This is a genomic window from Ferdinandcohnia sp. QZ13 (assembly GCF_031324165.1).
Classification (GTDB): domain Bacteria; phylum Bacillota; class Bacilli; order Bacillales; family Bacillaceae_L; genus Ferdinandcohnia.
Genome location: NZ_JAVIVW010000001.1, coordinates 361643 through 383788 on the forward strand (window position 1 = coordinate 361643; position 22146 = coordinate 383788).

Annotated in this window: 15 protein-coding genes and 1 pseudogene; 10 read left to right on the top strand and 6 right to left on the bottom strand. The window is 33.1% G+C overall.

The genetic code is table 11. The features are described 5' to 3' along the window. The gene (locus RGU12_RS01845; RefSeq protein ID WP_309534548.1) at positions 1 to 1185 is read left to right on the top strand and encodes a Ger(x)C family spore germination protein; all 1185 of its coding nucleotides are present in this window, start codon (positions 1 to 3) and stop codon (positions 1183 to 1185) included. Continuing rightward, the gene (locus RGU12_RS01850) at positions 1182 to 2279 is read left to right on the top strand and encodes a GerAB/ArcD/ProY family transporter (protein WP_309534549.1); all 1098 of its coding nucleotides are present in this window, start codon (positions 1182 to 1184) and stop codon (positions 2277 to 2279) included. Before RGU12_RS01845 ends, RGU12_RS01850 begins: the two co-directional genes overlap by 4 nt. Before the next feature lie 122 nt (positions 2280 to 2401). Here the strand turns inward: RGU12_RS01850 and RGU12_RS01855 are convergent, their stop codons facing one another. The 5 genes from RGU12_RS01855 to RGU12_RS01875 form a co-directional block, all read right to left on the bottom strand. After that, entirely contained in the window at positions 2402 to 3532 is a 1131-nt protein-coding gene (locus RGU12_RS01855) for a Ger(x)C family spore germination protein (RefSeq protein ID WP_309534550.1), read from the bottom strand. 4 nt (positions 3533 to 3536) lie between these two features. Next, entirely contained in the window at positions 3537 to 4631 is a 1095-nt protein-coding gene (locus tag RGU12_RS01860; RefSeq protein ID WP_309534551.1) for a GerAB/ArcD/ProY family transporter, read from the bottom strand. Between the two features lie 8 nt (positions 4632 to 4639). Further along, the gene (locus RGU12_RS01865) at positions 4640 to 6121 is read right to left on the bottom strand and encodes a spore germination protein (protein WP_309534552.1); all 1482 of its coding nucleotides are present in this window, start codon (positions 6119 to 6121) and stop codon (positions 4640 to 4642) included. 496 nt (positions 6122 to 6617) lie between these two features. Then, a complete protein-coding gene (locus RGU12_RS01870; protein ID WP_309536255.1) occupies positions 6618 to 6845 on the bottom strand; it encodes a hypothetical protein in 228 nt (75 codons plus the stop codon). 441 nt (positions 6846 to 7286) lie between these two features. Then, a protein-coding gene (locus tag RGU12_RS01875) for an IS3 family transposase (protein WP_309534553.1) occupies positions 7287 to 8845 on the bottom strand; the annotation gives its coding sequence in 2 pieces (ribosomal slippage) (positions 7287 to 8203 and positions 8203 to 8845; 1560 coding nt in all). A gap of 193 nt (positions 8846 to 9038) precedes the next feature. On the opposite strand from RGU12_RS01875, the gene RGU12_RS01880 reads away from it, so the two are divergent. Beyond that, positions 9039 to 10109 carry a hypothetical protein gene (locus tag RGU12_RS01880; RefSeq protein WP_309534554.1) on the top strand — a complete coding sequence of 357 codons (1071 nt, stop codon included), beginning with the start codon at positions 9039 to 9041 and terminating at the stop codon, positions 10107 to 10109. Positions 10110 to 10462: 353 nt separating this feature from the next. Here the strand turns inward: RGU12_RS01880 and RGU12_RS01885 are convergent, their stop codons facing one another. Continuing rightward, the gene (locus RGU12_RS01885; protein ID WP_309534555.1) at positions 10463 to 11749 is read right to left on the bottom strand and encodes a hypothetical protein; all 1287 of its coding nucleotides are present in this window, start codon (positions 11747 to 11749) and stop codon (positions 10463 to 10465) included. Between the two features lie 778 nt (positions 11750 to 12527). On the opposite strand from RGU12_RS01885, the gene RGU12_RS01890 reads away from it, so the two are divergent. The 7 genes and pseudogenes from RGU12_RS01890 to RGU12_RS01920 all read left to right on the top strand — a co-directional run bounded on the left by RGU12_RS01890 (position 12528) and on the right by RGU12_RS01920 (position 21537). After that, complete coding sequence (locus RGU12_RS01890) at positions 12528 to 13367, top strand: EcsC family protein (protein ID WP_309534556.1); 840 nt, start codon at positions 12528 to 12530, stop codon at positions 13365 to 13367. 175 nt (positions 13368 to 13542) lie between these two features. Then, positions 13543 to 14043, top strand: a pseudogene (locus RGU12_RS01895) (DNA/RNA non-specific endonuclease); the annotation flags it as partial. Between the two features lie 182 nt (positions 14044 to 14225). Then, complete coding sequence (locus RGU12_RS01900) at positions 14226 to 15137, top strand: DNA/RNA non-specific endonuclease (RefSeq protein WP_309534557.1); 912 nt, start codon at positions 14226 to 14228, stop codon at positions 15135 to 15137. 168 nt (positions 15138 to 15305) lie between these two features. Continuing rightward, entirely contained in the window at positions 15306 to 16655 is a 1350-nt protein-coding gene (locus RGU12_RS01905; RefSeq protein ID WP_309534558.1) for a site-specific integrase, read from the top strand. Positions 16656 to 16668: 13 nt separating this feature from the next. Further along, positions 16669 to 19197, top strand: coding sequence for a hypothetical protein (locus tag RGU12_RS01910; protein ID WP_309534559.1), 2529 nt, complete (start codon positions 16669 to 16671; stop codon positions 19195 to 19197). Next, positions 19194 to 20960 carry a site-specific integrase gene (locus RGU12_RS01915; protein ID WP_309534560.1) on the top strand — a complete coding sequence of 589 codons (1767 nt, stop codon included), beginning with the start codon at positions 19194 to 19196 and terminating at the stop codon, positions 20958 to 20960. The genes RGU12_RS01910 and RGU12_RS01915 overlap by 4 nt, the downstream gene beginning before the upstream one ends. After that, a complete protein-coding gene (locus RGU12_RS01920) occupies positions 20950 to 21537 on the top strand; it encodes a hypothetical protein (protein WP_309534561.1) in 588 nt (195 codons plus the stop codon). Before RGU12_RS01915 ends, RGU12_RS01920 begins: the two co-directional genes overlap by 11 nt. The last annotated feature ends 609 nt before the right edge of the window (positions 21538 to 22146 follow it).

The window sequence follows — 22146 nt, forward strand, 5'->3', positions numbered from 1 at the left end:
ATGGATGAGATGATCAAAAGATTAATTATATGTTTTATTATACTGGTTTGTATGTCTTTAACTACCGGATGCTGGGATGAAAGAGAAATAAACGATCAGGCGATCATATTGGGGTGGGGTTTCGACCAAAATGAAGATGGAGATTATATTGGCAGTGCTCAGATTGTTGTTCCTGGGGAAGTTGGTGAGAAAAGTAGTGGTCAAGGCAAAGGATATATGGTTGAAACAGCGACAGGGAAAAGTCTTTTGGATGTTTCTCAGAATTTGCAAAGAAAGCTTTCAAGGAAAGTTTTTCAAAGTCATCAGAAGGTCATTATAATTGGGGAACGCTTAGCCAGAAATGGGATATCGAACATCCTTGATTTATACAGTCGAGAACCTGAACTTCCCATACGAACGAACTTTTTTGTTTTAAAAAACGGGGATGCATTGGAGTTTATGGAGGTAGAGTACAAAATGGAAGATATGCCTTCTACTGCTGCAATGAAAATGTTCCAAAGTACTGCAGGACCAGAAAGCACGACGTTTAAAGATTTTTTGGAAGATGCGAGCTCAGAGGGAATCAGTCCGACATTACCGATTCTTGAAATTATTAGTTCTAAGGAGCGTGAAAAGGATACAGAGACATTCCGTCTTGGCGGGAGAGCCATTTTCAACCAGGACCTTGAGTCGGTTGGATTTTTATCCTATCGGGAGTCAGTTGATAGATTGTGGATTACTAACAAGCTAAATACTCATAAATTCACCACACATTTAGTAGAGGAAAAAGGAAGTGTAGGTATTCTGGGTATGAATTTTAACAGTAAGATCCAACCCATTATACAAAATAATCAAGTGAAATTTCATATAACGCTTTCCGGAACAGGGGTGGTTCGTGAAAATAATACAGTATTAGACTTAAAGCAGCCGAAGAATCTTCAAATCATAGAACGTTCATTTAATAAGAATTTGCAAGAACATATGAAAAGTACCATTACAAAAGTTCAAAAAGAATATAAAACAGATATTTTGGGTTTTGGACAATCTGTTCATAAGAAATACCCTGGAAAATGGAAAATATGGAAAAAGGATTGGAGTAAAAAATTCTCAGATGCAGATATTACAGTTAAAGTGGAAATAGATATTGAGCGAACTGGGGTAACTGGTTCTCCATTACATTTGAAAGAAAGTGAGATCCAGAAATGAAGATTTCCAAGTATCAAATATTTTGGATGATTGCATCTCTAGAAATTGGAATGGTTTTGTTGCTGACACAATCACCTGCTATTGAGGAAGCAAAGCAGGACGCCTGGATCTCATTTGTTATTGCTGGGTTGGCAGGAATAGGAATCACCTTTGCTGCAGGAAAACTAAGTCTTCTCTATCCTAACCAAACATTTATTCAGTATAGTCAAACCATATTAGGGAAATGGTTAGGGAGAATAATAGTGATTCCATATTTTATCCATTGGCTTTCTGTGATCGGAGTTATTTTTCGTCAATCATCAGAAATAATCCAAATGACTTTATTTACAAGAACCCCATTGATTATTTTAATTGTCCTTTTATTACTTTTAGTCATTTATGTGAATTACATAGGGGGGATTGAAGGCATTGGGCGGTGTAGTGAAATCATGGGCCCGTTGATATTTTTAATGGTTATTATTACTTTGTTGCTTAATTTTAATAATATAGAATGGGACAAGATTCTACCCGTTTATACTGACTCAGGATTAAAATCTATTTTACAAGGAGGTTTAACGCCTTTATCGTTTTATGGTGAGTCGGTTTTAATAATGATGCTCCTTTCTTTTACAGAAGAACCGAAAAAAGGAGTAACTTGGGCTGTATGGGGTGTAGGCGTTTTAGCTATTTTAGTGACTATTTCAACGCTAGAAATTCTAATGGTATTTGGACCAAATCTGTCTTCAAGACTATGGTATCCATTTTTTGAGATGGCGAGATATATTTCGCTTATGCAATTCTTGCAAAATTTAGAAATAATTGTAACTGTTATATGGATCTTCAGTATATTTATAAAATTGTCCATTTACCTATTCGTATCTAGTTATGGGATAGCTCAATGGCTAAATATAAAGGATTGGCGAAAGGTTATTTGGTTTGTAGCCATAGCTTCAATCGTACTTTCTTTGATTTATCCTAATAATAATGCAGCTTCAGTTACTTATCTTGAAAAATATTGGCTTCCATTTGTTCTCCCGATAAATATGATAGGTATTCCCTTGCTCCTTTGGGGGATTGGAGTTATTCGTAATAATTCAAAACAAATGGAAGACTAATAAAAAAGTAAGCGTAAAATAGGCTCCATCTGATAAAGTGTGGCCTATTTTACGCAAGCGAGAAAAAAGACCCAGTGAATAATCAACACTTGGGCCGTGGTTAAGTGGCGTTAGAAAAACTGTTATTCAACTGATCCAGTTCGCTTAATTTCCACCTTTATCTTTGGTTTTATCTTTAGTGTTGAGAAATTTTGTCTTAAATCTTCCTCAGTTAAATGGGAATATTTTCTTACACTTCTTATTTTTCTTCCAATGCCAATGGGATCCGTATGTAAATTTTTTAATTCCTCAAGTATCTTTCCAAATTCTTTGTTTAGGGCTTCACTAATTAGTTGCTCCATTTTGTTTAGTGCATCTTTATTTTTCAAAGAAGTAGTGGGTTGAAATTCTAATGTTGAAACGGAGATGGTTGCATTTAAATGAACAAATCCTTCGTTCTTTATTTCAATGTTTCCTTTGTACTTTATTGGATGAAGTGTAATCTTATACATATCACTTTTAGGAAGGTTGAGTTTTGCCATACCTCTTTTCTCTAGTTCATCAGCAGGAATCTCTATAGTTATATCACCTAAAAATGCATTATTATTTGTGAATAATTTTAGGTAAAAGGTGTTTATCAACGAAATAGTCCCCACAATTTTATCATCTTTGAATAATGCAACACCACCTATAGAAGGTGCCACCCCATTTTCATTTTTAATCAAGGGTAGTGTAGGATCGATACCAATTTCATATAGTGTAGTTATAAAATCATGTAAGTTGGAGTTGACTAACATTTCTTTCTTTTCGTGTTTATCTAATAGTTGATAGATATAGGATCCCATTTCGGGATATTCTTCATAGTTTGTATTGTTAATTGTCTCCTCAGCATTATCAGTAATGGCCAAAAAGATTAAAGAACTGATACTACTATCTCGTTGCATTGTATCCAGAAAAGAAGTAATTCCTACTGTTTCTGACATATTTTTATTAAATAGTATGGTCCTTAATTGACCAGACGTAATGTCATGGCTTGTTTGTTCCTCTAGTTTTTGTCTGATTTGTTTACTAGTCGTTCCTTCAGCTGAAAGGGTTACACTGGTCCTTTCTTCTTTTCGGTCAAATTGTAACAAACTGATAGTGCCTTTGTATGTATTGTCATCAAGCAAGTCATAACCAATAATCGTTGAAATACCTTGCATTTCTATTATTTTTTCAGGGGCCATACATGCAGTACAAAGAAGAGAACACAGCAGAATAACAATTTTCTTCATTCTTTCAACTCCGTCTGGAATGAGTATTGATTTTTGATTTTATAAAGATGATCACATACAAGAAAATTGGATAGATAAACCAGAGGAAAAATCCAGTTTTGCCAATTTGATCAAAAAAATAATTATTATCTACTCTTTTCGTAATGAAAAAACTGCAGATAAAAATGATAATGGAGATGACCCATATTCCATGTTTTTGTTTTATATGAAAAATCTGTTTAATACCCTTTGAAGAAATATATAGAGTGATACATAGGTTTGGAAAAATAACTAAAATCCATAATGGAACCGCAACAAATTCAAAGCGTTCAATAAATGGAAAATGGACCGTGCTAATCATGCTGACAACAGGCCATACATTCTTCTCTAATTCTTTAGCGCTAAAAAATAAAATAGAAACTACAGTTGTTATTAAAACAAGAATGGTCGTTAACCAGACTGCTATTTGACTAAATAGCTGAAGTTTATTTTTCTCCTTTATAAATGGAAAAATAAAAAGCAACGTCTCGAAACCTAACATTGTATAACTGCTCTTGAAAACTCCTATCATCATTTCTGAAGGAGTTGTCGTCATTATAGGTAAAATCCTTGTTAAGTTTATGGTTTGAAGAGGTTGGTAAACAACAAATAGCAGCCATATAGTCAATAAAAAGGATAAGAAGCAAACACCGGTCACTACTCTAAATCCGCCTGATACAGCATAAATGGTTATCATTAATAAAGCCAATACCCCGACCCATTCATAGACTCCTTCATATCCCCATGTTAGTGACAACTCGACATAACTAATGGTAATCGAATAATGGACGGCAATATAGTAAATGACAATAACGAAGTTTAAAATACTACCAATCAAGCGTCCAAATATATGATCATGAATTTCAAATAGAGTACCACCTTCATTTTTATTTAGGATAGATATCATTAACCATGTAATTAAGCTAACGAATAAACCAGAAAGTAAAATGGATATCCAAGCATCTTTTTTTGATTCTAGATATATAATTCTTGGAACTCCAAGAATCCCCATACCAATTTGCGAAGTGTGTATGATAAAAAATGCCATAAAGGCGTTAACAAAACGTATATTTGATTTCATTTTGCACCTCAAAATTCATCTAAATCTGTTGAATTTTTTAATCGCTCCTTTAGGCGAATGGAGTCTTTTGGTCGATTTACTAACGGTCGTCTCATATAAAAATGGTGGGGTAGACGTATTAAAAAATAAGGCAAATCTTTGATTCTTAGCGGATATAGAGGGGCAAGATAAGGTTTATTTAAAGAAGTTAATTTTAACAAGTGAACCATTAGAATACATATACCGACAATGATTCCGTTTAACCCCCAAACACCTGCTAAAATAATGAATGGAAATCTAGCAATTCTGACAGCAGTGCCCATTTCATAAATAGGTGCCGAAAATGCTCCTAATGCACTAAATGCAACAATGATAATTAAAATATTGCTAGTTAACCCTGCCTCAACCGTTGCTTGGCCAATGACAATTCCTCCTACAATTCCCATTGTTTGTCCTACTTTTGAAGGAAGGCGGGCCCCAGCTTCTCTAAGTAACTCAATTAAAAATTCTAGTAAGAGCGCTTCTAATAAGGGTGGAAAAGGAACTTGTGAACGTGATTGTCCGATGATAAATAACAATTTAGATGGTATAAGTTCAAAATGATAAGTCATGGCAGCCACATATATGGCTGTTAAAAATAGAGAACCTACCATAGCAAATAACCGGATAAAACGAATAAATGTACTTAAAGACCATCTCAAATAGTTATCTTCTGTTGATTCGAAAAATGAGAAAAAATTAGCAGGTGCAATAATGGCTACTGGGCTACCATCTAAAAAAACTCCAATTCTGCCATTTAAAATCGAATAGATGAACCGATCGGGAAGCTCTGTTAAGATAAATTGTGGAAGTAAAGAGTAATGATTATCTTCTAGGCATTGAGCCAAAACGGAACTGTCAATTATATTTTCCGTTTTTAATTGATTAATCCTGTCCTTAAGTGTCTGAAGAGTGTCATCGTTCGCAATATCTTTTATATATACAATTCTTACTTGCTTTTGAACGCGTTCCCCAATTTTTATTTCATCCGTGCACAAATTCTTATCTTTTAGATTTTGTCTTATTATCTTAACGTTAGAAGTTAATGATTCAGTAAACGAAATTTTAGGACCATATACTAACGATTCTGTTTCTGCTTTCTCAATAGAGCGTTCAATGGGATTTGCGCAGTTCACAATGAATGCCTTTTTCTCGTCTAAGAAATAAATATAAGCATATCCATTTAATAGGGAAGAGATTACCTCTTGTTCCTCTATATTTACCTTTATTTCTTCTATAGGTATGTTTTTCATTAAATAGGTGTAATGTAAGAATTCTACAGAAATTTCTTCAATGTATTTAATGACGTATTCATTTAGAATCTCTGGTTTAATTAAATTCTTCATGAAAATAATATGAATCCCCTCTTGTCCAGCTTCAATCTTTCGACACTTCAAGTCGGGTGATTCATTAAGAATCGATTTAATTTTTTCATAACCTGGGAAGTTATCATTATTATGACGCTCTGTCATTCTTAACATATCCTTCAACCGTTTTTAATAGTGTCTGTAAAAACAATTAATTTATACAGAATATGAATAGAAGGACAGTGAACTATTACATTATCATGGACAGCTTAACCATTACTGTGTCTAGATTAAGAGATTATGCTTTTATAGTAATGCTAATTTTTATTGGTTTTATGTCAGCCATTTACTCGTTTATTTTTATTTTCAAGGCTGGTTATATGGAATTTATTAGTATCCTTACGCATGGAGAGACACATATGATGGAAGTTCTGCCTGTTATGATAATGATAAAAATTAAAGTGACAAAACCAACGATGACTTTGATTGTCAGTAAACCAATATTAACTTCTTCCAAAGCTTTTGCCTCTAATTTAAGTTTTACTTAGTTGTAAGATCCTGAGGTTTAGATAAAGAGGCTAGTTTTAGTATCAAAGCTCGAGTTACAATCCCAACAATGATTTAATATATGAATGAATATTTGTATCTCCACTCTAAATAATTAATAAGTTTGATCCACTCGCAAAAGGGTTCTCATATATAGGCATATGTTAGTGCCATAATGATCTGGGCTAAAATAAAAAAAAGTCCAAGTTCTAAAATATTGATATAACAACATGTAAGCTACAGGTACAATTGAAAAATCAAAAGGAAAGGCACGAGGAATAATAGGTAGGAATGCAATGGGGTAATCCCAAAAACTATATTGTGCACCAACTAACTCTAATATTTGTGCCTGTTCTTGTTAAAGTGAAGAAGCAGTTTACTATGAGACTGTATATAATAAAAGCCTTGATTAGCCTTGGATTTAGATATCTATGAGATTGTAAATACATGGCCGTTTTACTATACAGCAACTTTTCATTATAAATATAACCAGTAGGGTACATATAACACCGATTCTGAGAACAAAGTTCCGATAACTAATAAATGCAACTTTAATCTTACAATTGAAAATCACACCATCACATCGATTGAATTGAACCAAAAAGAAACCCTTTCTCAACAACAGAAAGAGGATAAAATGATGGAAAAACTCCGAATTAAAATTCGAGAACTTAGTAAATGACATGGCTAGAATGGAATGCAACCTTATGATACAAATTAAAACGCTAGATGGTCATCTGAACTGCACCCTGTCAAGTAGACAGTGGAAATAATAAAAAATGACCTAAGCGGCTTTAGCTCTATATTCCATAGGGCTAAGGCCGTTTAGCCGTTTTTGATATCTATTGTGATTATAGAAATATATATACTCGTCTATCGCTTTAGATAGTTCTTCAAATGTAGCGTACTTATGCAAATAAAACTTCTCGCATTTGAGTGTTCCCCAAAAGGATTCCATTGGTCCATTATCTATACATCGTCCTACTCTAGACATGCTTTGAACCATCTTCGCCTTGTTTATTCTCCGTTTGAAGCCATGAGATGTGTATTGAAAACCACGGTCACTATGAATAAGAGGATGGGCTCCATCCAACAACTTGGTAGCTTGGTCAAGAGTATTGAACACAAGTTTATTGTTATTTGAATGTCCTAATACATAACTTACAATCGATCCATCATATAGATCACGAATAGCGCTTAAATAGGCCTTCTTTGATGTTCCATATTTAAATTCCGTGACATCAGTTACCCATTTTTCATTTGGTTTTTCAGCCGCGAACTCCCGATTTAACACATTCTCCGCAATATGTTGAGGGGTAGAGTGCTTATAACGTTTCTTCTTTTGACGGATGACAGACTGTATATCAGCAACTTTCATCAGTCTATAAAAACGTTTGTGGTTGAAGTTTTGCCCAAGTTTTCGATTAATGGTCATCATCATTCTACGATATCCATAGATGCCTTCTACTTCTTCATGAAGAGCTTTCATCTCTTTAATAATTTCTTCATTCTGAAGTTCCCGATCAGAAGGAGTACGCTTTAGCCACTTATAGTAAGCAGCCCGTGTAATACCAGCGACATCACAAAGTAACAAGATGCTTAGATTTTCTTTCTTATGAAGTTCCTGAATCGCGATATACTTGTCCTCAAATCGAACTTGGCTTACTTTCGCCTCCTTTCGATCTCCTCTAACTTTTTTAAAAATAAATTCTCTGCACGTAAACGTTCATTTTCTCTTTCTAACTTTTTCATCTGAAGCTTTATTTTCTCTTCTGAAGTTAATTCAGCTTCTTCTTTTTTCCTCCCACGCTTATCTTTAAGCGCTTCATCTCCACCCTCTTCATACTTCCTAACCCACTGGTACACTTGTTGATAAGAGACCCCATGAGTCTCAGCTGTACTTTGATAATCTTTTCCGTTCTCTAAGCAATCAAATACAATTTGAATCCGTTCATCCCAAGTAGTTTTTCTACCTTTGGTCATAGAGCTCGTCCTTCCCTTCGACGTATCGTTTAATTCTCTATGACTATTATACTTGTTAATCCACTGCCTGAGGACGGAATCATTTGATATTTCATACTTTCTAACAACTTCACGTAATGAAAAATTACCTGATAGATAATCATTTATTGCTGAAAGTTTTAATTCCTTTGTATATGGTTTCCAAGTTGCTGATTCTTCGAGACCTTCGGTACCGTATTTATCGAATTTATATTTCCATTCATAAATAGAAACCACATTCACTTTATACTTCTTAGCAAGTTCACTTATTGAATATGTCCCGGCCTCCCACGCTTTTAAGATCTCAAACTTATACTCCATAGTTAAAGCTCTTTTGGACATAAAAATACTCCCCTTTAGTAGCCAGATTTTTATTTTTTAACCTGTCTACCTAAAGGGGAGCATATCAATCAAACATTTTGCGTTTTTTTTAAATCTGGCAGATTTCCGGAAATCTTTGATTCGTGAAGTTTTCTTGATTTTTCCACATAAATAACATATATTTTTATTAGTGGAAAAGTATGGGGGTTTCATTATGGAAAGAAAAGTTATTAGTAGAGAAGAGAGAAAAAAGACACAACAATTAAGAGAATTGTTACCTGAAGTATTAAAGATAACTGGTTACGCTAATGAGCTATCTTTAAATGCTAAATTAGGTGGTAAAAACGCTTTTTTTTTGGATATTAAGAATGATGTAATATTATCTCCTGACCACTTTGTAGCCCTATGGATGAAAGGTATGATAAATTTCTTAGATAGTCTAGGGGCAAATAAAAAAACAAGCAATATTTATGAACTTCATCAATACATTAAAAATAACGAAATAGTTCAAAAATATGCAATAATATTTTTAGAGAGAATGTATTTAAGAAATTATGAATCATTATCAAAAGAGCGTCCTAAGGTAGACGAAGCTACCATGTGGATTGGGCAAGAAAATGCTTCTTATGGATTGCTTATAACACCTCGATTTCATGGTGACAATTGGGAAAATGATAAAAGTGAAATTAGACACTTTAAAAAACGATATTGGACAATTGGTCATATATTGGAAACAGGATTGGTAGTACCATTTGAAAATGAGATAATAAGATTTCATAATGTAGAACAATACTTAGTATTTTTTAAAAACACATTGGTGAGGGCATCTGGATCTCAATATGAAAAAGCAATCGCCTCAAAATACTGTGAATTCGTTCGTAACTCACCTGTACCAGAAAAAGTCCCTTTATTAATCCCTGAATTTAGATATGGTGGTTTAGAAAAAAAACATATGTATAGATTGGATTTTACTTTAATTGATCCTTTCACACTTGATAAATATGGTTTCGAGTTATCACCTTGGTCAACTCATGGTCAATTATCTGGTACAAAAACAAAAACTCAAAAAGCAATTAACGAAGAAGCTCTTGCCAACTTTGAAAAAGAAATGAAAAAGCAAAAAGATTATTTCAGAAAATATGGGATTTTTGTTTTGATTTATACTGATACCGATTTGAAAGATATTGATAATGTTTTTGAAGACATGAAAAAATACTTAAAACCCCGTCAGGCGCAACATCAGTTGAAGATGCATGTATTAGAAGAATTTTTAATTTATTCTTAAACAAACATTGAATTTATGGGCTCCCTTATGGGAGTTTTTTTAATATTACAATATCCTCCAACAACTGACATTAAATGCTATAATTTCATTGCAATACTTTCATCAAGGGTGATTATACGAATCTAACTAAACATGAATTTCCCAAAATGTACGAAATTCAAGGTAAAATCTTAAGAAGTTGCTCTTTTTCTTTTTACACGACTAACTTGACGCATTATTGGCATTAAAATGGCACTAAGAAATAAGCAAGAAAGAAGTAAATAAACTCGCTAAGGATACTATTGACTGGATAGAGCTGAATCGTGCGGGTGATAATGTTGAAATCAAAATAAAATTTTGGTAAAAGCAGCATCTTATTCGGATGCTGCTTCTTTAATGGAACTTAAATATTCGGGTGGGTCAATATTATGCTCTTCCAGAATACTAATAAATGAATCTCTTTTTTCTTGATTTCCTTCAAAAAATTCATTTAACTTATCCCTTAAATGCCATGGATGATTGCTGTAATCAAAGGTATTTGTTATACTGCGAACAATTTGTTCATCCATAGGGAATCGTTGTAGATAATATATAATAATATCTCTTCTATTATTTGCTTTATCAAAGTTATTCAAGAATTCTGTTGTAAGAACAACCTCTTTAAATTTAATAAAAAGGCCATTTTCATTTAAAATGTAAAAATCATCTTCATCTGGAATGACATTTCTAATTTTATTGGCAATAATTTCATTAGCTTCATCAAGTTGTTCACTTTCTATCAATCCATTTCTTAGAAGGGCACAATATAACTTTAAATCTTCTTTCCGATTGGACAAATTTTCAAATATTTTCGTATACCATAAGGTCCGAATAAACGAAGGTTCATTAGAAAAATAATTTACTCTACTTGGAAATTTTCTAAGAAAAGTCATAACAAGTTCATCGTTGGATTTTAAAAATTCAACCAATTTATTTGTAACTGTACCATCATTTAATAAGAAGAGTTTTTCCCAAAAAATGATATAATCATCATCTATATCCCCAAAAGAATCGTTCGCCTCTTCAAAGTATTCATAAATTGCAGTAAAGAATGATATGAGGTCATTTTCTTCGACTGCATTTGGTACCTCATTTATAATATATAAAATGTCAGTATTTGGAGCAGTTAAGGTCACATCGTAATGTCTTTTAATTTTATTTATTAATGCATCACGACTTCCATTAACCATTATCTTTGAGAGGTTTGACCTAATAAAGGTCCAAAAACTTTCTACATGAGAAATAGTAATTTTATTATTCTTGGAGTGTGCACAATCATTTCTCCTATTTTTCCAATATGTAATTTGATTCCTAATATCGTCGTTTAAAAGAAATATTTCTCTTGGATTCTGTCTTTGAAGGTTATCGTATACTGTAGAATCCCATTTATCTTCATTTCGAAGATTCCTCAATATGTCATTCCACATGCCTTCCTGAATATTATCAGGTCTTTGTGCATTTAGCATTCTATCCCTGATAATGGTTTGAAAGCAAAGATATGAAAATAATAGAGAAGCTTTATAAGCAGTTGCTTTATAACATAAAAGCGCCTCATTTATTAAACTTTTTGCCTCTTCAGATATCTCTTGTGTTAAAATCCATTCCTCAAATCTAAGTCTCATTTTCTTCCTCCTTATCCATACTTTTCCTATACGTAATTATATATTACTAAAATGTTAAAAGTATAGTTAAAAATGAGTATTGGTATTAGAAGTTAAAAACATTGATATATCTACAGTGCCGGTGCCGGTAACATAGATTATATGAACAACCTTGAAAGGAGAAGTATGGTCATCCTAGTTACGAGGGAGATTAAGAATCTCGTATAAAGTATTAATGCTATTTTTTATTATGTATATAATTTAAAAAATTGTTTCTGAATACTGATTGATTTACCGTTTTCTTCTTTCCAACACTTCAACTTTCACCTAAACCCATTTTCATATACATTCCGTAGCCCTGTAACCGTTGTATCCGTTTGTGTAACCACCATCCTGTGCCTCGTAAAACCCTGGACCATATTCAAAACTTTGTGTAACCCAACCTTGATTACATATAATTATTTCTGTCCAGAACCTTTGAACCTATGTCGGATTCTTAAACACCGTGAAAGAAAGTGGAAAAATAAATTAAAAATACCATTTTTATAACTTTGTCTATTTTTGTCGAAGTTATTTGAATGGCGGAGAAAACCAGTATAATAGTACTAGTTTTGATAAATAATCGGTTCTGTTCATCTTCTTTCAGCTAAACTTAAATGTGAGTTTAATTTATCATAATAAAGGTAGAGAATTAATAAAGTTCAACTCGCTCTTAATAATTAGACATAGAGCGAGTATAGGAACAAAGATTAGAAAATATTATATTTAGAATTTTTTTACATTACTAGGGGGCTAAAGGATGGATACATCTTCTTACGATAATCCAATTACAAAATATGAAGAGGAACAAATTGAGCTGATTAATAAATGGAAAAATGAAGAACCTAGCGTCTTAAATCGAACATTTGGAGTTGTTTTAAAACCTGTCTATTGGGCTGTTGAAAAAGTTATACCTGAGAAGGCAATTCAAGGATTACTTGATGGGGCTAATGAGGTAGGGAGAATTTTTGCTGATACAAATGACATAATTAGGGATGGGAAGGTACAAAAAATTGAGGATTTGAAATATATGGACTTGAAACTATCTGATCAATTATCTGATGAAGTTCATAATTGGGCAATTGGATTAGCCACTACTGAGGGAGGCATCACAGGATTTTTTGGATTACCAGGAGCTTTAGTAGATGTACCTACAATCATAACTTTTGCATTAAGGACAATTCATAAAATTGGTTTATGCTATGGTTACGATTGTAAAAATGAGGATGACAAAAAATTTGTATTAGGAATATTGGCTGCATCTGGTGCAAATAGTGTAGAAGAAAAAACTGCAGCTATTTTAGCATTAAAATCTGTTCAAAATACTATTGCAAAACAAACTTGGAAAAAGATGGCTGAAACTGCTGCACAACAACCGTTGGGTCGTGAAGCAGCAATATTGGCTGTAAAAAATCTAGCTAAACAACTTGGAGTGAATATAACAAAGCGTAAAGCATTACAGGCTATCCCGATTATTGGAGCTCTTGTAGGGGCTTCATCAAATGGATGGTATATAAAGGATGTAGGTTGGGCTGCAAGGAGGGCATTTCAAGAAAGATGGTTAATGGAAAACGGAAAAATTATTGATATGGTGATATAATTTGATTATAAAGGGCCTTTATAGAAATCTTATACTGCACACTTCAAACAAAGTATCTACTGATATATTTAATCTAGGTATGTACTATTATTAATAGGTAAACAACGTTAATCTATGTAAACCTACAGAGATTTTTAGAATGAACAATATGAAACTATTATAGGAGAGTCTTAAAATGAAAAAGAAAATGAACTATTTAATCTTACTATTAACGACCATCTTTATAGTTGGTTGTACCAACGTAGAAGACGCGTCAATTACAGATGTAGAAACAGATCCACAAGAAGTATCCACCGTTGAAACAAATAATAATAGTGAAAAAGAAGAAACTATAACTACGGTTGTTGATGAACCAGTAGTGGAGGAAACGCCAAGCCAACCAAATAATGAATTGTTCGCCGGATATACACTAATTGAAGTTGATGGCGGTAATTTGTCTGGGCATCGTGAACCTAACGTCGTCGTTGACATTGGTTTTGGGGACCGTGAATATTGGGCTTTCACTAATGAATTTGGGCAACTGGTTCGTGTCATCGCTGCCGAAATCATTCTACAAGATGATAATAACGAACCTGTATTATCGTCTGGCAGATACTACTCTGATGAGGCAAAGGTTCCTGGTGTTGAAAGTGACTTTTTAGATGAAGGACATATCATTGCTGATTCACTCGGAGGGGATAGGATACTTTTTGAACAAAACATAAAAATCTTACTATATATTATCTGAAAACCTTTCACATCAATGATTGTGGGGGGTTATTTTTTTGTTCAAAAATAGTAGATGGTGAACAAAACTATAATATACTATGTTATTATTTGGTTACTACAATTTAAAATAATTATTATAGGAGTCTTAAAATGAAAAAGAAAATGAATTATTTAATCGTCCCTTTAATGATCATCTTTATGGTTGGTTGTACAAACATAGAAGATGTTTCGAATACTGAGGAAAAAACAGATTCACAAGAAGTAACAACAGTTAATACAACTGCTGACGAACCAGTAGTAGAAGATACATCAACTCAATCAAAAGATGAACTGTTCAAAGGCTACAAATTAATCGAAGTGGATGCTTGTGATTTATCCGGACATCGTGAAGCTAATGTTGTGGTAGACATTGGTTTTGGTGATCGAGAATATTGGGCATTTACGAACGAGTACGGTCAATTAGTTAAAGTTATTGCTGATAAAATTATTTTACAAGATGACCGGACTGAACAGGTCACATCATCGGGAAGATACTGCAAAGATGAAGCAAAAGTTCCAGGTGTAGAAAGTAAATACCTTGATGAAGGGCATGTTATAGCAGACAGCAACGGCGGTGCTTCTAGTGCTTATAATATCACACCTCAAGATAGTACATTAAATAGACACGGCGACCAAGCTTACATGGAAGATGCTATTCGTAAAGCAGGTGGAGCTACTGATTTTGAAGCAATTATCACATATCCAAATACTGAAACCCAAATTCCTTCTCATTATAAGTACACTTACACTATAAAAGGTAATAAGATTGTTGATGAGTTTGACAATAGCAATCCTGATGAAACAAATAAATCTCTAGGTTTAACTGAAAGTAAATCAACGAACTCAAATAATTCTAATGTTTCTAATAACGATAAAGATATTTCTAGCATTGATACAAATGGTGATGGACAGGTAACAATTAAAGAAGCTAAAGCAGCAGGCTTCAAAATGCCAATAACAAAAGATCATTGGTTATATCAATATATGGATGATCGTGATGGAGACGGTTATGTAGGCGAATAGCTATTAAACTCAAGTTAGTAGTTTTTAGTTGTTTTTAGGAGGATATAGACTTTGTAGCAGGACATGTTTTAGAAGGCGTATGAAGTTTTTAAACAACTTAGAACAATACGAAATAAAGAGAACAGCTTTAATGATAAGGGAGAAAATATATTACAGGTGGGAAGATAAATGAATACAGCTTCAAACAGTCAAAACCATAGCAATGTTGTGGGAATAAACAAAAGATTGGGAGTTTATAGGTACTACTGTAAAAGAGTGTCAGCAACAGAAACTTTACCTAACGGTAAAAATCATACTGTCGATAAGATGATGATTATGTTGGAGCAAAAGAAAAACGGATATGCAGTAAGTGTTGTCCACCCTATTTCAGAATTTATTCATCTGCCATTAAAAAAAGGCGGTATCCCTAGTATTAAAACACAAGAACAAGTTGCTAACTCTATTGTGAACTTCCTAAATTTTGTGTTTATAGAAAATCACGCAAAGTATAAGTTATCAAGCGTAAAAGACCTTCTTTTTGAACATGGAGAGGATTATTTGAACGTTTATGGATTAATGGGACGAAATAACGCTCCAGTGAAAAAAGAAACAGTCAAAAGATGTGAATGGAATCTTACTCGTTTATACTACTTCCTAGCCAAAAAAAATATTTTAAATTATATAACGATAAATGATTTCGATTTCAAAGAATACACGTATGAAGTTTTAGAAGTCAAAAGGAAGCCAGAAAGTCCTTTTATCAATGTGAACTATCCAAATGATGAGGAAGAAACATTTCTTATCCATGACCTTCCTCGCGAGTTAATTATCCCCTTCATACAAACCGCATATACATATACACCTAGAATAGCTCTTGGTGTGGCATTTCAGTGTTTCGGGGGCTTACGTGCTGGCGAAGTTGTAAATATCGCTAGGACTGGTATTACTCCATCAGGAGAATTCGGATTATATGGATTTCAAGTAATAGTAAAAAATCGTAATTTTAGACCCGAACTAAAGGATATCAAGGGAAAAGGAACCGTAAAAAAACGAAGAAGACAAGGTATTTTCCCTTTTAATGGCGAGTTATTACAACTTCTATATAAGACGCATATTGAAAAATATAAACCTACCGATGGTAGCAACGCTCTCTTCTCCAACAGAGATGGAAAAGCAATGGAGAAATTCACTTATCAACGGGAGTTTAGAAAATTGAAAAATAGATTCTTAACTTTATTGTTAGAGTCTAAAGACCCTTTACTTAGAACATACGGATTGGAATTAAGTAGCGCTAAGTGGTCTACTCACATCGGACGTGGAATCTTCTCGAATTTGATTGCAGCAGAAGCAACCAATGTACTTCAAGTTATGACAGCACGTGGAGATGACAACCCCATGAGCAGTATAACGTATCTAAACAATACAGATAAAATGCTTAGACTTCTAAAGGGTAACTACGATGATATGTATATGGATTTATTAGAAGTAAAGGAAGAGGTTATTTCTGAATTAAAATTAAACAGTCGGGATCGAAAATAAAGGATGATTAAAGGTGACAGAATGGTATACAACCGAAGAAGTAGCTAAATTAATCAATAGAAATGCTTCAACATTACGAAAACACGCACGAACAGGGTTAATACCCGATTCGTTTTTGAAATCGGCACTTTCTCCTGGAAGCACCAAATATTTGATTCATGCAAGCTATGTTGAGCAGCAACTATCCTTGCAAGCTAAACTTTCAAACGATTATTACAAAAAAGCTGAAGTTAAAAGAATGCTAAATGTATCAGACCAAACACTAAAGATTTTACGAGAGACAGGAGTATTCGAGGATGTCCTGCTTTTTGAAACAATTCTATACTTTTCAAAAAAAGAAGTTGATAAATATATAAACAGAAAAACAAGCGCAGTTAGTATAGTCAAATTAATCAAAGAAGAATTTAATGTATCAACAGATAGACATGCTTTAGTTAATTTTATATTTAACGATCCTCTTTTATCGAAACTTGTATACAAAGAAGCTCAAAGCTACCAAATTAAAATTGAAGATTGGGAGGAATACAAAAAAGGATTAGTCGATGTTGAAGGGGCTTCTAGGTATCTAAATATGCCTTTAGAAGTGATGCAGATGTTATGGCGTAAGAAACACATAAAATCGTTTACAGCGAACGCTATGGGCGTTAGAACTCATCTTGCTTACTTAGATGAGTACAAGCAACGTGGACTAATTCCAATTGAGCAATTAGCATTGGAGATGAACACATCTTTAAGTGTTATAAGGAAATTTTTTACCTCTGACGACTATATTCTTCTTCCAGATAACAAAAAAGATTTTTACATCAAAAGAGAAAAAGCTGATGAACTTATAAATAGTTACGCTGCGATACAAATCAAGCACAATTATAATAACCATCTTACAGAAACTAATTATAATCAATTTTTTGAAGACAGTATCATTTACTTTAAGAATAAAGCCAATATAAACCTTACAGTGGATTTATATAACAGATGGGCTAGAAAAAAAATAGAGAAAAGCACACAGCCACTCAAAAAAATCACTCTTCATTATTTGCTTGTTTTAGAGGTTTTAGCAACTCAACTAACTAAAGAATTGATGGAATATACAGATTTAGATTTAAAACAACTTTTCGAATCACTCCCTAAAAATCAAACTCGTAGAGTTACCCAATTTCTTGACTATTGCAAAGAGAAAGTTGATTGTGCTTTTAGTGGCGATTATGTTTTTAAAAAGACCTTATATGGCGATTATGATGAAGCGTATACCAAAGAAGAGTGGAAAATGTTAATCCTTCATGTTTTAGATGTGAACAAACATTTCGAAAATGCAGTTAAAAACAGAGAGTATGCTAATATATGGCTATTCTGCTTGTTGCATTTTTCATTGGCATGGAGACGTTCAGATATGTTTTCATTTAAACCAATATCACTTGAAATAGTGGGCATTGATGACTTTGAATGGTTCAACGAACACACATTTAAATTAGAAGACGCTCAAAACATATTAAAAACAGTCGAAAGAAGTATGCAAGAATATTTATCAAGAAAGAACGAACAAAAAATCGTATTCGTTGTCCCTTTTATTTTTGAAATGCCTACGGCATTAGCCTTCATTCTTAGCGAACTACACCGTAAAAAAGAAAACGTAAATAGCGAAATTTTAGTTAAAAATATAAGTGACAAAAATATTAATGATTTCTTTGGAAAAGATTTGCCAAAGTTCAAAAGTAAAATGAGTAACAAATCTTTAATGACTTACGGTTGGGAAACAGCGGTAAAAAACGGTAAAGGCGTATTAGCTTATTGGCTTAGTGGTTTTTCTCGTTCTCACACTCATAAAATTGCAATGCCTAACTCTATCACTCAGGTATATCTAGTTACGCGAAATACTGATGTAGATGTTGAAGAAATGGCTCGTCACGCCTTCGATAGAGGTATTTTTGGTTGGCAAGTAAAAGTTATGATAGACGCAATAAATGAAAATGAACCGATGAGTTTAGAAGAAATGACAACAGCCATAACAAATATCAACGAAGAATATTCACCTGTAATGATAAACGAATTATCAAGATTTGCTGTCACTAGGCACGAGCAATCAATTGCATTATTAAAAGACCTTATGAAAATTCCAAAACAAGAGTTAAAAGACAAACTAAAGGAGATTTCCAGATTACGCTCCCCTTCATTGCTAGATCATTCACAATGTCTCGTAGGTTTGGAAAATTGTCCGTTTAAAAAAGAGGTTGAATATAATTTAGAAATGCCATGTCTCGGTTGCAAAAATCGCATCGATACAAATTATATTTTAGATATTGTGAATGTGAAAATATTTTCTCTGATTGAACGACTAAAAAAAACAAATCAAGATGAACATATCACACGCATGAAATATACACACATGATTAAATCGCTTTTGTATATCCTAATGGATTTCAAAAGAATGTACGACCAATTTGATACGAATTATATTCGTAGCTTCATAGATTTGGAATTGTTGCGATCAAATATCAGAGAATTAAATGTCACAAAATTTTTAACTATAGACGAGGCGAATAATTGATGGCTGTAAAAAAATTAAAAGTAGGTAATATAGATAAAGGATTACTTATTTACGAAGAGACTTCCAATTCAGTTGCAGAAAAAAAGTACCTTAAGTTCAACAAAGATGAGTTAGTTCAGTATCAAGAAAAATTCGAGATTTTACAAGACGATGGGATTATTAAATCCACATCCGAATTTCTTGACCACCAATGGAACGTAATGGGACGCGAATATTATAGGAGTCTTGATTTTACGGAAATAGAATATAATAAAGAGCTTTATTTTTCTTTAAAATGCTACGTAATTGTACAACTATATGACCGAAAAATATCCCCAGATAGCATGTTTGAGGGGTTTCACTGCATTTTAAACATCATTACATTAACAAGTTGTTATGACAAACGTAAACTACTAGAATTCGAAGAATGGAAGTTAGAAAAGGAGTCATCAAAAATTTATTTAGATAGATACAAAGTCTATAACTTGGGATTCTTGTACTTTAACCCCATAAACGACGCGTCTAATTATATCCCTTTATTCGAATCCATACAGGGCGCTGATTGGAATGCGATCAGAGAAATACCTACTTATGAAGAATTCGTCCGTTTTGATTTTTTAATTAACGATTTCATGATCAAAGCAACAAAATATATGCGTTCAAAATACTATCCAATCTTTATTTGGTGGAAATTATCGACAATAATCCCTATTCGTCCAATAGAACTCGTTACAATAAAAAATAACGATATACGGTATGATGCGAAAGAAGAAAAATATTACCTTACAAAAGGGAAAAGAAAGCAATCCCCTTCCAAAAAAGAAAAAGGAAAGCATCACGTCGCCATCCCCCACGAAATTCAAATAAACAAGGAAGTATTCGAAATTATAGAAGATTATAGAAAGATAACTAATAGCGAGAACGAAGAATATCTATTTCATCTCTCTCACCATTATGAACATTTAAAAATGCCTAATCGTAGTAGCTTCATAAATAGAGGGGAAACAATAATTCATGCCAACCATCGAACAACCACTTTAATGACAAAGCTATTGGATTCATTTTTCGATGAAGTGATACAAGACGGAATGGGTATTAACATTGTAAATTCAAGAGACGAATTAGATTTAGAAAACCCACACAAAACCATTACTCGCTTTAATCTAATGGATACTCGCCATTTCGCTATTTGTTCAATGATGATGCAAGGATTCAGCGAATTAACGATCGCTCAAATGGCAGGTCATAATAAGATTGAAACTCAATCCGCATATGCATCTCATATCGATGATTTTCAAAGGTCTTATTCTAATTTACTAGCTAAGGATATCCAACGAAGTATGACAAACCTAAATACTTCAGGATTTGAGCATTTTACATTTCGTCAAAAGCAGATACTCTCTTATTGGAATTCTGACTACTCTAAAGAAAAGAAAATAGATTATGGTTACTGCCAATCAAAAAACTTTCCGTACGAATGTTTCGAAGATGATTGTATCTTTTGTAATAAGATTCATATAGATTTATCTAATCTGACCACTCTAGAACAATCCGAATTGGCAAACAAAATCACAAAAATCCAAGATGAAATACAAATTAAATTAAATTTCATCAAAAAATATTATCAATCAGCTTATAGGAAAAAGGAGTCAGAGTTCGATAATAACGAAAAAAACTCTAAAGACCTTGAACGAAACAGCGCAAATCTCGCAATTTTGTTAAATAGAAAAGCAATGTTAGAGGCGCATCTAGCAAAAAAAATGGAGGTACAAGATGACAACTGAAAAGTCTAAGGGAGGCAGACCGCAAAAATATCCATATGAGGAACTAAGATCTGTTTTATTCGAATACGCAAACAAAAATAGTGGGAAATTAATTACTCTCGCAGATTTAGGGCGCGAAACGAAGTTTCCTCGGTACGTATGGAGAAATAATGAAAAGATTCGAGGAGACATTGAAAAGCTTAATCAAACCCCTATGGCAATCGTGGGTTTAATGAAAGAGAATGTAAAAATTCCTTCGGCTGAGGATTTAGTAAATTCTAATTATCACAATAAAAACCTACTAATCACAAGGGTTCAACAAGTCCTTGACGCATATCAAACTACTTTTGAACAGGTGTTAAAGACAACTGAATTAGAAAATAGACTAAATACTAAGGAGAAAGAAATAGCCTCTCTAAAAGAAGAAATCGACGCTCTGAAAAAGCAATCTGCATTCTATCAAGAAAAATACGAATCGATGACATTGCATAGCACTTCTCTTCTTAGTCGTAAAAACTTTCAGTTAAAGGAGAATGTCATAGATGCGGAAAAGAAATTTAAAGAAATTGACGATGAATTTGAGGATTTATTCAAATAATAAATTAATCTTATAATTCGAATGTTTATAAAAATGAAAATTCCTTCTATTAAACGGAGGTCCTATTGCTTCTTTAATATCGAGGTTGCTAACTATGTGATTATACAAGCTAAGGATGGTAGGCTGACTACATATGTTAGTTTTTATGGTGAGAAACCCGGTAAATTGACATTAACAGATAGTTATCAAGGTGAGGTTTTTGTAGACGGTCTTATTTGTAATTGGAGGAATAGAGAAGAATTCCGATTAGACAATTTACAGTTGTGAAATTTTGAGGAACAGATAAATAAACATTTCAATAGAGGACATTTTGCTATGAGAGCATTCCACTAGATTTGTGTAGATTTACAATGTTAAGCGAAGTAACGCACCCAAACAGCGCTTTAGGTGCATTTTCGTTATTCAACAAACGGTCCAGATTGTGGAGCAACTGTTATGTCGTAGGAGACCTATACTACGCAATAATAGCTTTGGTGATTTTGCAAAGGAATGTACTGAAACAAGCTCTTCTGGGTGCTGGTGTAATGTTTGCTATAAGGTATGAATTATTTCTGAATGATTATGAATAAATATACAATATTGATATTTGCGAATTAAGGTACTAACGGG

Coding starts and splice junctions, on each gene's coding strand:
- RGU12_RS01845 (WP_309534548.1), top strand. CDS start 1: ATGGATGAGATGATCAAAAGATTAATTATATGTTTTATTATACTGGTT.
- RGU12_RS01850 (WP_309534549.1), top strand. CDS start 1,182: ATGAAGATTTCCAAGTATCAAATATTTTGGATGATTGCATCTCTAGAA.
- RGU12_RS01855 (WP_309534550.1), bottom strand. CDS start 3,532: ATGAAGAAAATTGTTATTCTGCTGTGTTCTCTTCTTTGTACTGCATGT.
- RGU12_RS01860 (WP_309534551.1), bottom strand. CDS start 4,631: ATGAAATCAAATATACGTTTTGTTAACGCCTTTATGGCATTTTTTATC.
- RGU12_RS01865 (WP_309534552.1), bottom strand. CDS start 6,121: ATGACAGAGCGTCATAATAATGATAACTTCCCAGGTTATGAAAAAATT.
- RGU12_RS01880 (WP_309534554.1), top strand. CDS start 9,039: ATGGAAAGAAAAGTTATTAGTAGAGAAGAGAGAAAAAAGACACAACAA.
- RGU12_RS01885 (WP_309534555.1), bottom strand. CDS start 11,749: ATGAGACTTAGATTTGAGGAATGGATTTTAACACAAGAGATATCTGAA.
- RGU12_RS01890 (WP_309534556.1), top strand. CDS start 12,528: ATGGATACATCTTCTTACGATAATCCAATTACAAAATATGAAGAGGAA.
- RGU12_RS01900 (WP_309534557.1), top strand. CDS start 14,226: ATGAAAAAGAAAATGAATTATTTAATCGTCCCTTTAATGATCATCTTT.
- RGU12_RS01905 (WP_309534558.1), top strand. CDS start 15,306: ATGAATACAGCTTCAAACAGTCAAAACCATAGCAATGTTGTGGGAATA.
- RGU12_RS01920 (WP_309534561.1), top strand. CDS start 20,950: ATGACAACTGAAAAGTCTAAGGGAGGCAGACCGCAAAAATATCCATAT.